This is a genomic window from Streptomyces sp. SKN60, assembly GCF_026236535.1.
Lineage (GTDB): Bacteria > Actinomycetota > Actinomycetes > Streptomycetales > Streptomycetaceae > Streptomyces.
In genome coordinates this window covers 93777-108021 of the sequence record NZ_JAHTMW010000002.1, presented here as the reverse complement: position 1 = coordinate 108021, position 14245 = coordinate 93777, and the positions used below count along the sequence as shown (strand labels likewise).

Sequence of the window (14245 nt, the reverse complement as noted above, 5' to 3'; positions counted from 1 at the left end):
CGTCAGGCTGCCTTGGCGGCGGTGAGGGAGGTGACGGCGACGGCGCGGAAGCTGATCCCGTGGCGCTTCTGGCCGTTGAACTCGTTCTCCCACGGCCGGGCGACGACGCCGGTCAGGGCGACCGGGGTGCCCATGGTCAGCTCGCCGGAGATGCCGGTCTCGGGGACGGTCAGGTTCAGGATCTCCGCGTTCCCGTCCATGACGAACATGACGTCGATCGTCATCAGGGTCGCGCCCGTCTCGCGGTCGGTGGCGACCTCTCCGGTCTGGCGGTTCGCGATCTTGGGGGTCGGGGGCTGGGCCACCATCACCATGGCCGTGGAGGTGTCGACGGGGATCTGACGCACAGCGGATCACTCCTCTATAGAGGTCGAACTCGTTCACTCCTGTATAGGAGTGACATGAAGAAGAGTGCAGTACTCCTGTACATGAGTCAACCCGCCGCGAAGAAGAAATCGCGGCGGGCTGTTGGAAGTTGAGCGGACGTCAGTCCGTGGCGGGGATGCGGTACTGGAAAACGAACTGGTCAGCGGCCATGAGGGTGTCGCAGACCTCGACCACGAGACCTTCCTCGGTGACCGCGTTCCGAAGGAGGTGGATCACGGGAGCACCAGGGCTCAGCGCGAGTTCCGATGCCTCCGCCTTCGTGGCCGGCCGGGCCTGGAGCGTCTCGACGAACTCGGCGAAGACGTGGCCGTGGTCTTCGAGGCGGGCGTAGATGCCGCCAGGGCCGGGGTTCTCCTCGAACAGCTCGGGGATGTCCTTGACCACGTCCCACGGCAGGTAGGAGGAAGCCGTCTCGACCGGGGTGCCGTTCCGGAAGTACAGGCGGCGACGGGCGAGAACCTTCGTGCCAGCGTCGAGGTCCAGGCGCTCGGCGACCTCGGCCGGCGCTTCCATGGGACCGATGTAGAGGACGCTCACCTTCGCGGTGGCACCGGACTGCTCGGACTCGGCGAGGTACGCGGCCTTGCCTCCGCGGCGGTGCGAGGCCCGGAACCGGTCCGACGAGCGGAGCCGTACGGGCGGCCGGTCCTTCACGATCGAGCCCTTGCCGTGCCGGGTCTCGACCAGGCCGCTTGCCCTGACCTCCACCATGGCCTTGCGGATCGTCCCGCCGGCGACGCCGTAGCGGTCGACGAGCTCGGACTCGCTCGGCACCATGTCGCCCGGCTTCAGGACGCCTTCGCGGATCTGCTGGACGATCTCATCGGCGATCTGAACGTACCGAGGTACCGCTCGACCACCTCCTACTGGAGTTCCCACGGTCCTCTTCACTCTCCTATGCTCCTGTACATGAGTAACAGCGCCCGCGAAGGCCAGTCAACGCCACTGCACTCCGTATCGGTGGCGGGGGCGGTCGTCCGGGAGGACGGGCGCCTCCTCGCGATCCGGCGAGCCGATAACGGGACGTGGGAGCTTCCGGGTGGCGTCCTGGAGCTCACGGAGGCCCCGGAGGAGGGCGTCGTCCGCGAGGTCTGGGAAGAGACCGGCATCCGCGTCGAGGTGGACGAGCTGACCGGGGTCTACAAGAACACGACGCGGGGCATCGTCGCGCTGGTCTTCCGCTGCAAGCCCGCGGGTGGCGCCGAGCGGACGTCGGACGAGTCGACGGCGGTCGAGTGGCTGACGCCGGCGGAGGTCGAGGAGCGCATGACCGAGGTCTTCGCGATCAGGTTGCTGGACGCCCTGGACGAGACCGGCCCCCACGTGCGCAGCCACGACGGCCGCCGACTGATCACGCAGCCGTGACCGCGAAGCCGACGCGGATGTCCCGCGAGGAAGCGATTTCTCTCGTGCAGCGCCTCATGAACGGGGAGACCTCCGAGCAGGAGGGGGACGACATCCTGGACGACCTGGAGCGAGGCCTGGTGTGCCCTCACATCAGCGACTACATCTTCTGGGACTTTGATCCGGAGCTGACTGCCGAGAAGGTCGTCGACAGGGCACTGGCCTACAAGCCGATCGCCCTCTGAGGGCAGTGCGGTAAGACTTTCTCTACTTCATCAAGGCACCCGGCTGCGCTCCGCTCCGCCGGGCGGGCTTCCCGGCTCCGCTCCGCGCGACGCTCCTGCCTGCGGCCCGCTCCGCGCGCGCTGCGCCGACGCCCGCCCCTGCAAGACGGGATAAGGCCCAAGGGCATGAGTCGAGCCCCAACGGCCATCGGTTCCCAAGGTCACCGACATGCCTCCGGCGGGGGCGCTCCGGCTCCGGGATGGCGGGGGCACCGTACGCGAGTGCCGGCCGGTGGGTGTGGCGGTGGGGAACTCCCATCCCGCCTGCCATCGGCCCAGGACAAGCCGAGCAGCCACGGCACCGGGCGTCAAGGTCGTTCGTACAGTGGCGCGCTCCACCTTGACGCCCGGCACCGCGCCCGCTCCACATACGTGTGGGCCGACGGCAGACGGGATGGGAGTTAGGGGTGAGTGGGAGGTAAGGCCGGCGGGTTAGACGCTGGGGACGGACGGGGCCGCAAACCCGCCCCCCTCCACCGGATGGCTTGCCTGCCCAACAGTCGCCTATGGATGAGCATCGATCGGCCTCGCCCTCAACGATCTTCGAAGCGAGCACGCTTGTCAGCCCCCACAGTTCCGGCAGATCCGAGGCATGCCTCGTGCTGCGCGTCCTAAGATCGCCTCATGAGCGACGCCATGGACTGGGACAACGACAAATCAGCTGAAGACGAAGGCGACCTGTTGGCCTGGGAAGACGACGAGGCTGCCACGACAACTGTCGACTGGACCGTTGAGACGGTGGTCAGCCAAATGCGAAAAGGTCGAATCGACCTGAACCCAAACTTCCAACGTCGTGATGCTTGGACTCGCGTCGCCAAATCACAGTATATCGAGTCCCTTGTCCAGCGTTTCCCGGTGCCCCAGATCGTCCTTGCTGAAGATTCGAAGAATCCTGGCAAGTTCCTGGTCATCGACGGAAAGCAGCGCCTCCTTTCTCTCCGGCAGTTTTGCGCAGACCCGAATGACTCCAGGGATGCAGAATGGCAGGACGAGAAGCTGCGCCTAACCGGCCTCAAGGAAAGCGCAAACCTGAATGGCCTGACCTACGAAAAAATGGAGAAGCAATTCCCGGCCGACGCGACTCGCTTCGAGAACGCCACCATCAGAGCAGTTCTTCTTCGCAAGTGGCACAGCCAGGACTTCCTGTACACCATCTTCTATCGCCTAAACTCAGGCAGCCTTAAGCTTTCCGCGCAAGAGCTCCGCCAGGCACTCGTTCCGGGCAAATTCATGGAGTTCGTTGATAATCGCTCTGGAGTGAGCCCTGCACTGCGCTGGCTACTGCGGAAGCCTAAGCCTGACCGCAGGATGGTGGACGCAGAACTCCTCCTGCGCTTCCTCGCCTTCAACATGGGAACGCACACGTACGAAGGCAACTTGAAGAGTTTCCTCGACGAAACCGCTGAAACGCTCTCGACCAAGTGGGGTGCCGGAGGAAGCCAGGAAGTAGAACGCGCGACGGAAGAAATGGAAGAGGCCATCTTCGCTGCAAAGAAGGTCTTCGGGGAGAAAGCGTGCAGAAAGTACACTGATGACAAGTTCGAGCGCTCGCTAAACCGCGCATTGTTCGATGTGCAAATTCACTACCTGACGGACCCCAACCTCAGGAAGTGGCAGATCGATCATCCAAAGGTGACGGTGGACGCATTCATCGAACTTTGCACGTCAGACGCAGAGTTCATTGAGTCGATCTCCAGCACCACCAAGACCCCGCGCGCAGTCAAGAAGCGCTTCAATGCTTGGGGCTCGAAGCTGTCGAGCATCAGCGGCCTCTCCCACAGCCTTCCCGCGTCCGTCGCGAGGATGCCCGATGACGCCAACTGAGCCGTGGACCCCTCTCGCGGACTCAATGTCCGAAATTGCGATCCACTTGGGGATCCTGGACAAAGCCGGAACCCCGCAGCTTGACCCTGAAGAGGTAACCGACGAGTACATTCAATCGATCTCCATCCCAACCCGCGCGTTCCTCGTTCTCTGCAGTTCGGAATTGGAAGAGTACGTTGAAGCTCGATGCCTTGCCTTTTTGAGTGACTGCGTGAAAGGCGCCGACGAGCGCCTCCAGCATAACTGCCTACACGCACTCAGCATCCATTTCAGGTCGAATATCGGCAAGTTGCTCGACAGTGGGGGCTTCTACGTCGATTTCTACTCGACCGTCCAACAGGCAAGGCGCTACGCAAGGGACATCGATGCAGCTCGCAAGAAGGCCGCTTCATCGAAGACCTCTTCATCCGGCGACAGCGAAAATGTCTCAGATCCGCCGATACTAAACAAGAAGACACTCACCGCAAAGCTGTGCACGTGGTACAGCGAAGACGTCGTCGCATCAAGCCACGGAATCAGCGACAGCGATCTCGTGGGTTTGCTGGCCCCTCTCGGCTTCAGTGCGAGTTTAGTTCGAGATCAATGCGGCACCCTCTGTGCAGCCCTCCAAAGCCTTGCGGCTGCACGCGGAGAAGCCGCACACAGATCCGCTCTTTCAAGCGGCTGGCCTTTCACCGCGCTACCCACGCCGTTGAGTCAACAGCTTTCGCTCCGGGACACGTGGGAGCGCTGGCAGTCGGTAGTGGATTCAATTCACGAATTCGAGGCTCTTCTCCAAGGTAACGCCGAGTCTGAAACGGAATGTTGAGCCGGCAGTCGAGTTGCAAAGCAGCGTGTTCAACTGCCGTTCCCAGTGAACAGTGAGGGCAAGCGCCCAAGCTTCACGAGCTGCGGCGGCTGGACGGCCCACGTGCTCGCGGCCTAACGGCCGAATCCCGCAACCCCGGTGGAGGTCGAGGAACTGTGGCCCATCCGTGGACCGCAGTTGCCGCAACGGTCGAGCCTGCGGCCCTGACCTGCGCGAACTCGCAGGACACACAGGGCCTCCGGAGCCGTGTGCCTCAGTGTGCACCCGCGTGCGCCTTGCCTGATCGCTGCGTCGGGCTGGATGCTGCCCGGGTCCGTACGGGCTCCCGGAACGGAGAGGGGAGAGAGGGTGAACCAGCCGAAGTGCGGGGCTCCGAAGCAGCGGGGAGGCCGGTGTACGCGGCCGGCTGAGCCAGGCAGCGGTCAGTGCTGGCAGCATCAAGGCGAGTGGACGGCCCGCGCACAGGCGGACCGCAAGAAGAAGGAAGCTGAAGCGAAGAAGCAGGCCCTTCGGAAGAAGAAGTGGTCGTGGTGGTGACCGGCGACTGACATCCACGGCTGACATCAACAGCCGTGGACGCGGGTGGCCGAAGGCGGTCTCCAGAGGCAGAAGAACCCTCGGCTGTTGGCCACGCGCGGCCGCTCCGATCGAACTTACAAAGCAGATGTCGGCGGTTCGAAACCGTCCGCGCCCACCAGTAGGTAGATAGACAAAGGCCCAGGCCACCGGTACTGAACCGGGAACCTGGGCCTTGTTCGTTCCCCGGCCGCGAGGGCGGGGGAGAGGCGCCGTGCCACTTACGTGCCAGATGGAGGTCAAGGAAGGCATCGCCGAGGTCTACCCGATCCGCCTCCTGGACGCCCTCTACGCGAAGGGCCCCATGTACGAAGCCACGACGGTCGCTGACTGATCGCGCAGCCATGACCGCACAGCCCTCATAGCAACGTCGGGCGAGGTCGTCCCCACCCGTTGTCCCAGGTAGCGGCTACGGTTCGCCCCATGAGCGTCCCCGAGGTCATCCCGATCCGACACGAGCCTGATTACCGCACGAACACCATCGGGCGGTGGCAGGGCGGCCAGTTCTTCGCATCGGTCACTGCGGCTTTCCCCGAGGGCTGGAGTGGCGACGACTGGCAGTCCCAGAAGCGTTGGTGCGCTGTGCTCCACAGCTTCGACGAGGCCGGTAGCCATCTGGACTCGCGCATCCAGTTCACCGGCACCACGGCGGACGGCGAAAAGACGGCGATCACTGCCGCACGCCAGCTGCTTGCCGAGTGGCTGGACGCCCTTCCGGGGCGGCAGTACCAGGACATCGCGATCGCGCCCTTCGTCGTCCGGTTTGAGGGAGTCCTGTTCGGTCTTGTCCTGGAGGAAGAGGACGACGAGGAAGCCGAGGAGGATGAAGGTGTGTGGGCCGAGTTCTATCCCGACGGGCTAGGCTTCCAGGCTCCCTGGAACGGCTGCTACGACACCTGAGCCCGATTGGGCGAGGAGCCGCGGGCCGCTCCGGACGGCTGCTCGGCCTCGGGACAGCCGGCGCACCATCACGCCGATCATCGCCCAGCGGATCATCGTCTCCGCGTGGGCCGGGCTGGTCTCGTAGTCCCGTGTGAGGCGCCGGTGGGCGGTGAGCCACGAGAAGGTCCGCTCGATTGACCGCCGCTTAGGCTGAACCTGGAAGCCACGCTGTCCTGGGTCTTTGCGAATGATGTCCAGCTCGCGGCCGAGAATCGAAGCAGTCCAGTCGACCAAGCGACCGGCGAAGCCCTGGTCGGCCCAGATCTTCCGAACACCCGGATGGTTGAGTCGGGTCCACAGCAGCGGGCGCCGGCCACCGTTTCGGTCCTGGATGTTCGCCGGGACGACGTGCACGGCAAGGAGCAGGCCGAGGGTGTCGGTGACGATGAACCGCTTGCGGCCCTTCACCTTCTTGCCCGCGTCGAAGCCCCTGGTGGAGGCCGGAACGGTGTCGGCGGTGCGGACTGATTGCGAATCGATCAGGCCCACGCTCGGCTCTGCTCTGCGGCCGTCGGCTTCGCGAACCTTGCTGCGCAAGGCGTCGTGGGATGCGCTCGACGGTGCCGCCGGAGATCCGCCTGGTCGATATGTGCTCGCCGGTTGGGTCAAAGGCAGGGAGACTCATGTGCTGTGAACATGGGGATCTCTGGTTTTGAGCCGTCCTTCCTGATCGGGGTCGACGCGATTCGGCAGGCGCACGGATCACGCTTGGCGGCGCTCGCCGGTAGGCGGCTGACGGGGTTCGCGCTGGTGCGGTTCGCCGAAGACAGGGACTTGTTCGCCGACTGCCCGGTGGTGCTGGACTTCGACGGCATCCAGGTGGAGGTCTGCCACTGGAAGTTCGATGAACTTTCGATCGGCTGGAACACCATCGACACCACGGCAACCATCACCGGGTGGGAGTCTTTCGAGCTCACGCCCCGGTGGTCTCACAGCGACGAACGCCTCGAACCGTGCGTCGGCCACGAACTGCGTGAGGTCACGCTTCTCGAATGGCAACCAGCCGACCGTGACCTGGCGGCAGGAACCGTGGCGGTGGAGTTCACCTTCGCCAGTGGCTCCCTGCGGATCGTCAACGGCCTCGACGAGAACAGCATCGAGGTCGGCGCGGCCCACCCGAACTACGTCCAACACAGGCTGGGCCACTGAGCACTACTGCCCGGTCGGTTTCCGGTTGATCTCGATGACCGGCAGCAGGGTGGCCTGAGCTGGGATGCCGATCTGCGTGGCCGACTCCTGAGGAGCTGCGGGTTTCCATTGAGCAAAGCATGCAGCTGACAGGCGCGCAGCGGAAGCCTTGGTGCGACCGTACAGGCCGGCTGACGTGCAGATGCCGAATCCTGTGGTGTGACATCCGCTGCTTACACGACTCTGGCTCCCCCGGGCGGGCCGTCCGGGACGAGCGCGGGTACGACGACGCCGTCGTCAAGGATCACCTGCTCTTCCCCTCCAAGTGCACGAACCGTCACAGCCTTGCTTGACGTGTACGGGGCGGGGTCGGTGTACTCGCGGCATGGATGACATGGGGGATGGGCCCGAAGTGCAGGTGGCGGGTGGGGAGATGACGCCGCAGGGGTATGTGGACGAGCGGCTCGGGCAGTATCAGGAGTGGTACGACCGCAAGGCGACGAAGATGAAGGCGATGCATCTGCGGATGCGGACCGTGTCCGTCGTCGGGGGTGCGCTTGTGCCTGTGCTGGTGAATCTGGATCTGGGGTTCGCGCGGGTGACGGCGACCGTGCTCAGTCTGGTCGTGGTGGCGTCGGTGTCGTTGGAGAGCGTGTACCGGTATCGGGAGCAGTGGAAGAACTACCGGTCCACCGAGCAGCTGCTCGGGCACGAGCGGGTTTACTTCGCCGCGCGCGTCGGGCCGTACCACGGGCAGTCCGAGCGGGACGCCTTCACGACGCTCGTCGCGCGCGTGGAGAAGGCCATCGCCAGCGAGAACTCCGCCACGCTCAACGTGATGACGCTCGGCGGGCAGGTCAACTCCGAGCTGCAGCAGTACGGGCTCCCCGCCCAGAAGGGGGTCTAGGCGCGGAAGTCGTACTCCAGGACGTACGACGCCGAGTCGAGGGTCATCTCGTTGAGCTCGACCGGGACTCCCGTCTCCGTCAGGGCCGTTCGGCCGATCAGGATGACCGGGGTGCCGAACTCCAGGGCGAGGCGGGTGGATTCCTCGGCCGTCGGCATGCGGCAGCGGATCTCCTCGCGGAAGTGGACGGGGCCGTGGCCCAGTTCGGCGAGGCGGGCGTAGGTGCCGCCGGGGCCCGTCTCGGGTTCGGCGATCACGGTGCCCTCGGCGAGGGCGGCCGGCAGGTACGAGACGGAGAGCAGCACCGGGCGCTCGTCGAGCACGAAGCGGCGGCTGCGCACGCACACCGGCGCGTCCGGGGAGTCCAGGCCGAGCACCCGGGCCACCCGGGCGCCCGCCGGGGCGGCCGGGGTCACCTCCAGCTGGTCGATCACCAGCGCGCGGTCCTCGATGTCCGCCGACCACACCGAGCGGCCGCTGCCCCAGTGGTCGTGCGCGAGCCGCGGGATGCCCCGGCGGCGCAGCGGGCGGAACGAGCGGACGAAGACGCCGGCGCCCTTGCGGGCCTCCGCCAGGCCCTCGTTGCGCAGGACGGACAGGGCCTGGCGGGCGGTCATCCGGGCCACGTCGTAGGTGGACATCAGATCGTTCTCGCCGGGGAGCCGGTCGCCGGGCGCGAAGGTGCCCGACTGGATCGCGGTTCTCAACTCGTCGGCGATCCGCTGGTACTTGGGCCGACGACCGCTGTCCGGGTCAGTCATGCGTGGACCACTCCCTTCCGTCTGCGGGACACCCTACGGCGAGCCTCCGCGGGGCGGTGAGCAGCGGTGGGGCGCCCCGCGCGGGCGATCCATCCTTCGGGGGACATCTCTAGAGATGCGTTGACACAGCGCGACGCCGGGGCTTCGCTGGGTGTATCCATCTGATCGTCGACAGACGGATGCGACGAATGCGACGGGTGAGATGGATGCGACGGACGGGAGGGATGCGTGAAGTCAGAGCCCGAGGTCGGTGACCTCGTACGGGACACGGCCACCGGGCGGGTCGGCTTCTACGTCAGTGCCGTCGCCGGCCGCTTCCTCATCCGGCCGGTCCACGGCGGCCCCGAATGGGAGGCCGAGCCCGCCGACGTCCAGCCCGCGACCCCGATGCGGGAGCTGCGCGCCCGGGCCGCCGAGATCAACGCCCGGAGCCGGCGCGGGCTGAGCTGACGACGGGCTTGCAGCCGCGTTGTCAGTGGGGCGCGTCACACTGGAGGCATGTGCCGCAGCATCAAGACTCTCCGCCCGCCCGCCCTGCCCCACGAGGCCACCGAGGAGGACATCCGCGCCGCCGCGCTGCAGTTCGTCCGCAAGGTCTCCGGCTTCCGCGCGCCCGCCGCGCACAACCGCGAGGTCTTCGACCGGGCCGTGGACCAGGTCGCCGAGGCCACCGCCCACCTCCTGGCCGACCTGCACGTCCGCGGGGGCCATGCGCACCCGCACCCGGATGCGGTCAGCCCGCAGGTGCCGGAGCCGCAGCCGGACGCCGTATGACATAGGCCGCGAGCGAGCCCGCCAGGAACAGCGCGAGCACCGGGACGCAGGCGCCCAGCCAGGTCGCGCCCAGCCAGCGGCCGCTGAGCCAGCCCATCCCGACGCCGTACGTCGCCCAGATCGCCGCCGCGAGCGCCGACCACGGCAGGAAGTCACGCAGCCGCCGGCCCGTCGCCCCCGCGCCGAGCGAGACCACCGAGCGGCCGGCCGGGGCGAACCGGGCGAGGACGACGAGCAGTCCGCCGCCGCGCTCCAGTGTCTCGCCGAGACGTTCCTGCGCCGCGCTGAGGCGGCGCGAGCGGGCCACCGCGCGGCCCAGCCGGGTGCCGCCGCCGCGCCGGGCCAGGCGGTACGCGGCGAGGTCGCCCAGCACCGAGGCCGAGGCGGCGCAGAGCAGCAGCGGGAGCAGGGCGGGGGCGTACGGGACGCCGGCGGCCGGGCTCGCGGCGCCCAGCGCACCGGCCGCACCGGCACCGGCCGCACCTGCCGCCGCCGAGGCGGCGGTGGCGGCCGTCACCACCAGGATCCCGCTCGGCAGCACCGGCAGGAAGACGTCGAGCAGGATCGACGTCGTCACCGCCGCGTAGATCCACGGGCCCGCGGTCAGCGACTGCAGTGACCACCCCGTGCCGTCGAGCACGTTCACGGGGTCAGAGCCTACGCGGGCGGCCCCGCCCGGACGCCGACCGGGGCCGGAAACTGCCCCGGCGGTCCCCGGCCCCGGCCCGTAAGCCCTGAGCCCTCGGTGTCTCGGGCGTCTCGGGTGTTTCGGCGTCCTTACGCCGTCACGGTCGCGGACTTCTCCTCCGTGCGCCCCGCGTCGCTCGTGCCGCCCGCGCCGAAGAGGCCGCCGAGCGCCAGCGCGCCCGGGCCGGTGAAGACGAGCAGCAGGAAGGCCCAGCAGAACATGGCCGCGGACTCGCCGCCGTTCTGGAGCGGGAACAGCGCCTGGGACTGGTGGACGTCGAAGTACGCGTACGCCATCGAGCCCGAGGCTATGAACGCCGCGCCGCGCGTGCCCAGGCCGAGCAGCACCAGGGCGCCCGCGACGAGCTGGATGACCGCCGCGTACCAACCGGGCCACGTGCCGCCGGGGATGGTGGCGCCGCTGCCACCGGCGCCGCCGATCCAGCCGAAGAGGGAGGCGGCGCCGTGGCAGGCGAAGAGCAGGCCGAGGACGATCCGGAAGATGCCGAGCACGTACGGCTGGGCCTGGTTGAGGCGGCTCGCGAGCGCGTTCATGAGGACGGAGAACTCCTTCGGTCTGGCCCATGCCGGGCGGCACGGGCCGTGGGGGACGGAACCGATGAGTCCTCAGATTAGGCAGCCCTCACCAATGCTTGCAAGTTCAACAAGAACCCTGTGGAAGACGCACGAGCTCAGCGCCGTGCGTGTACCCGGCAGCCGTTCGGTAGCCGTTCGGCACCCGTTGGGTAGTCGTTCGGCAGTCGTTCGGCAGTCGCTCGGTGGCCGTTCAGCAGCCGTTGAGCACCGACTGCAGGGCGCTCTTCTCCGCCGAGTCGACGCTGAGGCCGTAGTAGTACTTCACCTGCACCCACATCCGGGCGTAGGTGCACCGGTACGCGGTGCGCGAGGGCATCCACTCCGCCGGGTCCTGGTCGCCCTTGGACTGGTTGACGTTGTCGGTGACGGCGATGAGCTGCGGGCGGGTCAGGTCGTTGGCGAAGGACTGCCGGCGGCTGGTGGTCCAGGAGTTGGCGCCCGAGCGCCAGGCCTCGGCGAGCGGGACGACGTGGTCGATGTCGAGGTCGGAGGCGAGCGTCCAGGTGGCGCCGTCGTACTCGGAGTACCAGCTGCCGCTCACGGCGGCGCAGTTGGAGTCCGTGACGACGTTCACGCCGTCGCGCTTGAGGACCACCTCGCGGGTGTTGCAGGTGCCGGACTGGGTGATCCAGTGGGGGAAGAGATCACGGCTGTAGCCGGTGGAGGAACCTTCCGCCTTCACGGTGAGGGAGGAGAGGTAGGTACGCGCGGTGGCGGCGCTGACCGGGGTGGGCGGGGAGGCCTGGGCGGCCGGGGCGGTGGCGAGGAGGCCGGTGGCGGCCAGGGCGGCGGAGGCGGCGAGGACGGCGGTTCGACGCGCGTAGATGCTGGCGGCGGACATGCGAACTCCCTTGGGGTGGGGGGACCTTGGCCGCGACCGGCCCACCCGGGGCGCGGCCCCGGGTGCCGGGCGGCCCGGTCATCGTGGCGGCGCGTGGTTTCCGTGAGGGGTGCGCCAGGTAACAGAGTGGCGACATGAACACGTCACATCAAGGGGTGTGACGTGCCCCGGCTGCACGGGAGTTCGGGAGTCCGGGAGTTCGGGAGGGAGTGTGGGGATACGGAAAGGGCGGCCCGTACGCGCGTGCGCGTACGGGCCGCCCTTGAGGGTTCCGGGAGTTCCGGGGACTCGGGGGCGTGGTCAGGGGCGTGCGAAGTGCAGGGTGAGCGTGCCGTCCGCCGCCGGCTCGATCCGTACGCCGGTCAGGTCCGCGACATGGACGTCGGGCGCGAAGGCGGCGGCCCGCGGGCCCACGCCCACCACCCGCATGCCGGCCGCCCGGCCCGCCCGGATGCCCGCCTCGGAGTCCTCGAAGACCACGCAGTCGGCCGGCTCGAAGCCCAGCGCCGCCGCGCCCTTCAGGAAGCCCTCCGGGTCCGGCTTGCTCGCGCCGACCGACTCGGCGGTGATCCGGGTCGCCGGCATCGGCAGCCCCGCCGCGCCCATCCGGGCCTCGGACAGCGCGCGGTCGGCGGAGGTCACCAGGGCGTGCGGCAGGGCCGCGAGCGCGGCCATGAACGCGGGCGCGCCCGGCACCGGCACGACCCCGTCGAGGTCGGCGGTCTCCTCGGCGAGCATGACCCGGTTGTCCGCGTGGTTCTCCGCCATCGGGCGGTCCGGGAGCAGCACGGCCATCGTGGCGTAGCCCTGGCGCCCGTGCACCACCTTCAGGGCCTCCTCCGGGTCGAGCCCGTGCCGCTCGGCCCAGCGGCGCCAGCAGCGCTCCACCACGGCGTCGGAGTTGACGAGCGTGCCGTCCATGTCGAGCAGGAGGGCGCGGGCGGTGAGCGACGCCGGGGTGGTGGCGGTCATCGGGGATCTCCAGGAGGGGTGTCGGAGATGAGGCGTGACGGTACGAAGCGGTCCCGCCCGCCGGTCAGGGTGTGCGGGCGGGGCCACTTTGTTTCTCCACGATACAAAACGAGGCGGAGGCGCGCCAAGTCCGTCCACATCCCGGTCCTCGCCCCGCCGCGCCCTCGCCCGGTCCCGGTCCCGCTTCGGCTTCCGGGCCTAGCCCCAGCCGTCGCCGCCGCCCGAGCCGCCGTCCCGGTCGTTCGTCGCGTTCTCCAGAGCGCGCCGGGTGGTCGGCCCGTAGACGCCCCTGGGGTCCTCCTCGATGTACATGTACGACTGGAAGACCTCGACCGCGTGCTCGACCTTCCGCCCGTACGTGCCGTCGATCCGCCCGCTGTAGAGGCCCAGTTGCCGCAGCCGCCGCTGGAGGTCCCGTACGTCGTCCCCGGTGGAACCGAGCCGCAGGGTCGTGCCGTCCGCCGACGATGTGGCGCTCGGGCGGGCCGGTGTCGCGGACGCCGTACGGGGCGGGGCGGCGGGCGCGGTCGCCGTGGGCGTCGCGCGGGTGGCCGCGGGGGACGGCGAGCCGGTGCCCGTACGGGTCGGGCTCGGGGTCGCGGAGGCGCTCGCCGACTCCGAGGGGGTGGGCGTCGGGGCCTCGGACACGGCCACGTTGTCGGAGGCGCTGGTGGTGACCTCGGGCACGCCGGCCCGGTCGTCGGTCTCGTCGCCGCCGCCGATCAGCGCGGCGGCCAGGGCGGCGGTGCCGACCACGGCGGCCGCGACCACGCCCGCGATCATTCCCGTACGGGCCCGGCCGCGCCCCCGACCGTGCCCGGCGCGCCCGTCGGGGGCGTACGCCAGGGTGTGCACGGGGCCCTCGTCCGGGTACCCCGGCTCGTATCCGGGCTCCGGCTCGTACCCGTAGGGGATCCCGCCCTCGTACGCGAGGTCCGGCGCCGTCCCCGGCAGCAGCAGGCGCATGGTCTCGGGCCCCCCGCCCGAACCGGCCCCCGCGCCTGCCTCCGGCAGAGGTGCCTGGGGCGCCGGGGTTGCCGGAGGCACCGCCTCCGGCGGCAGCGGCCCCGCGAGCGGCCCCGGCGCCACCGGCGGTGCGGGCGGTGCCGGCGGCGGCGCGACCGGAGGCAGCACCGCGGTCGCGTCCCCCATCCCGTCGCCCGTCCCGTCACCGTGCCCCGGCAGCGTCACGTACGGCCGGATGCGCAGCGGGTCGAAGTCCTCGGCCGCGGCCATCGCCGCGGCCTGCGCCTGCGCTCGCTCGCAGGCGCAGCCAGGTCTGTGTACACCGCATTCAGGACAGGCGTGTCCGGACATCGTTGGGTCCCTCCCCGGTTCAACTGCGAGCGATTATGCAGCCCGGCCCCGGCGGCGAGGTGAACAGCTGTGCCCAACTGTGCCCTCTCCGCAGGC

Annotated in this window: 18 protein-coding genes; 9 read left to right on the top strand and 9 right to left on the bottom strand. The window is 68.7% G+C overall.

What is annotated here, in order from left to right; genetic code table 11:
• Positions 1-2 precede the first annotated feature (2 nt).
• Entirely contained in the window at positions 3-347 is a 345-nt protein-coding gene (locus tag KV205_RS03575; protein ID WP_265862067.1) for a hypothetical protein, read from the bottom strand.
• 139 nt (positions 348-486) lie between these two features.
• A complete protein-coding gene (locus KV205_RS03570; RefSeq protein ID WP_265862714.1) occupies positions 487-1266 on the bottom strand; it encodes a GntR family transcriptional regulator in 780 nt (259 codons plus the stop codon).
• A gap of 18 nt (positions 1267-1284) precedes the next feature.
• Between KV205_RS03570 and KV205_RS03565 the strand changes: the two genes are divergently transcribed.
• The 5 genes from KV205_RS03565 (at position 1285) to KV205_RS03545 (ending at position 6123) form a co-directional block, all read left to right on the top strand.
• Positions 1285-1752 carry an NUDIX hydrolase gene (locus KV205_RS03565; RefSeq protein WP_265862066.1) on the top strand — a complete coding sequence of 156 codons (468 nt, stop codon included), beginning with the start codon at positions 1285-1287 and terminating at the stop codon, positions 1750-1752.
• 44 nt (positions 1753-1796) lie between these two features.
• Positions 1797-1976: an e9imm peptide gene (locus KV205_RS03560; RefSeq protein ID WP_265862065.1), complete on the top strand. Its 180-nt coding sequence runs from the start codon at positions 1797-1799 to the stop codon at positions 1974-1976.
• Between the two features lie 663 nt (positions 1977-2639).
• Complete coding sequence (locus tag KV205_RS03555) at positions 2640-3839, top strand: DUF262 domain-containing protein (RefSeq protein WP_265862064.1); 1200 nt, start codon at positions 2640-2642, stop codon at positions 3837-3839.
• 25 nt (positions 3840-3864) lie between these two features.
• Complete coding sequence (locus KV205_RS03550) at positions 3865-4647, top strand: hypothetical protein (RefSeq protein ID WP_265862063.1); 783 nt, start codon at positions 3865-3867, stop codon at positions 4645-4647.
• Between the two features lie 999 nt (positions 4648-5646).
• Positions 5647-6123, top strand: coding sequence for a hypothetical protein (locus KV205_RS03545; RefSeq protein WP_265862062.1), 477 nt, complete (start codon positions 5647-5649; stop codon positions 6121-6123).
• On the opposite strand, the gene KV205_RS03540 is transcribed toward KV205_RS03545, so the two are convergent.
• Positions 6082-6654, bottom strand: a complete 573-nt coding sequence (locus tag KV205_RS03540; RefSeq protein WP_265862061.1) for a transposase — start codon at positions 6652-6654, stop codon at positions 6082-6084. The genes KV205_RS03545 and KV205_RS03540 overlap by 42 nt on opposite strands.
• 147 nt (positions 6655-6801) lie before the next feature.
• On the opposite strand from KV205_RS03540, the gene KV205_RS03535 reads away from it, so the two are divergent.
• Together KV205_RS03535 and KV205_RS03530 are read left to right on the top strand one after the other, a co-directional pair.
• Positions 6802-7314, top strand: coding sequence for a hypothetical protein (locus KV205_RS03535; protein WP_265862713.1), 513 nt, complete (start codon positions 6802-6804; stop codon positions 7312-7314).
• Between the two features lie 364 nt (positions 7315-7678).
• Positions 7679-8200 carry a DUF4231 domain-containing protein gene (locus KV205_RS03530; protein WP_265862060.1) on the top strand — a complete coding sequence of 174 codons (522 nt, stop codon included), beginning with the start codon at positions 7679-7681 and terminating at the stop codon, positions 8198-8200.
• Here KV205_RS03530 and KV205_RS03525 read toward each other — a convergent pair.
• Complete coding sequence (locus KV205_RS03525; RefSeq protein ID WP_265862059.1) at positions 8197-8961, bottom strand: GntR family transcriptional regulator; 765 nt, start codon at positions 8959-8961, stop codon at positions 8197-8199. The genes KV205_RS03530 and KV205_RS03525 overlap by 4 nt on opposite strands.
• A gap of 228 nt (positions 8962-9189) precedes the next feature.
• Here KV205_RS03525 and KV205_RS03520 point away from each other — a divergent pair, with 228 nt between their 5' ends.
• Both KV205_RS03520 and KV205_RS03515 read left to right on the top strand, forming a co-directional pair.
• Positions 9190-9411: a hypothetical protein gene (locus KV205_RS03520; protein WP_265862058.1), complete on the top strand. Its 222-nt coding sequence runs from the start codon at positions 9190-9192 to the stop codon at positions 9409-9411.
• A 48-nt stretch (positions 9412-9459) separates the two neighbouring features.
• Positions 9460-9735, top strand: coding sequence for a DUF2277 domain-containing protein (locus tag KV205_RS03515; protein WP_265862057.1), 276 nt, complete (start codon positions 9460-9462; stop codon positions 9733-9735).
• On the opposite strand, the gene KV205_RS03510 is transcribed toward KV205_RS03515, so the two are convergent.
• From KV205_RS03510 to KV205_RS03490, 5 genes are all read right to left on the bottom strand, one after another.
• Positions 9695-10381, bottom strand: a complete 687-nt coding sequence (locus KV205_RS03510) for a DedA family protein (protein ID WP_265862056.1) — start codon at positions 10379-10381, stop codon at positions 9695-9697. The genes KV205_RS03515 and KV205_RS03510 overlap by 41 nt on opposite strands.
• Before the next feature lie 131 nt (positions 10382-10512).
• The gene (locus KV205_RS03505) at positions 10513-10977 is read right to left on the bottom strand and encodes a DoxX family protein (RefSeq protein ID WP_265862055.1); all 465 of its coding nucleotides are present in this window, start codon (positions 10975-10977) and stop codon (positions 10513-10515) included.
• 232 nt (positions 10978-11209) lie between these two features.
• A complete protein-coding gene (locus KV205_RS03500; RefSeq protein ID WP_265862054.1) occupies positions 11210-11860 on the bottom strand; it encodes an HNH endonuclease family protein in 651 nt (216 codons plus the stop codon).
• Positions 11861-12160: 300 nt separating this feature from the next.
• A complete protein-coding gene (locus KV205_RS03495) occupies positions 12161-12832 on the bottom strand; it encodes an HAD-IA family hydrolase (RefSeq protein ID WP_265862053.1) in 672 nt (223 codons plus the stop codon).
• 198 nt (positions 12833-13030) lie between these two features.
• Positions 13031-14068 carry a peptidoglycan-binding protein gene (locus KV205_RS03490; protein WP_265862052.1) on the bottom strand — a complete coding sequence of 346 codons (1038 nt, stop codon included), beginning with the start codon at positions 14066-14068 and terminating at the stop codon, positions 13031-13033.
• Positions 14069-14245: the final 177 nt, after the last annotated feature.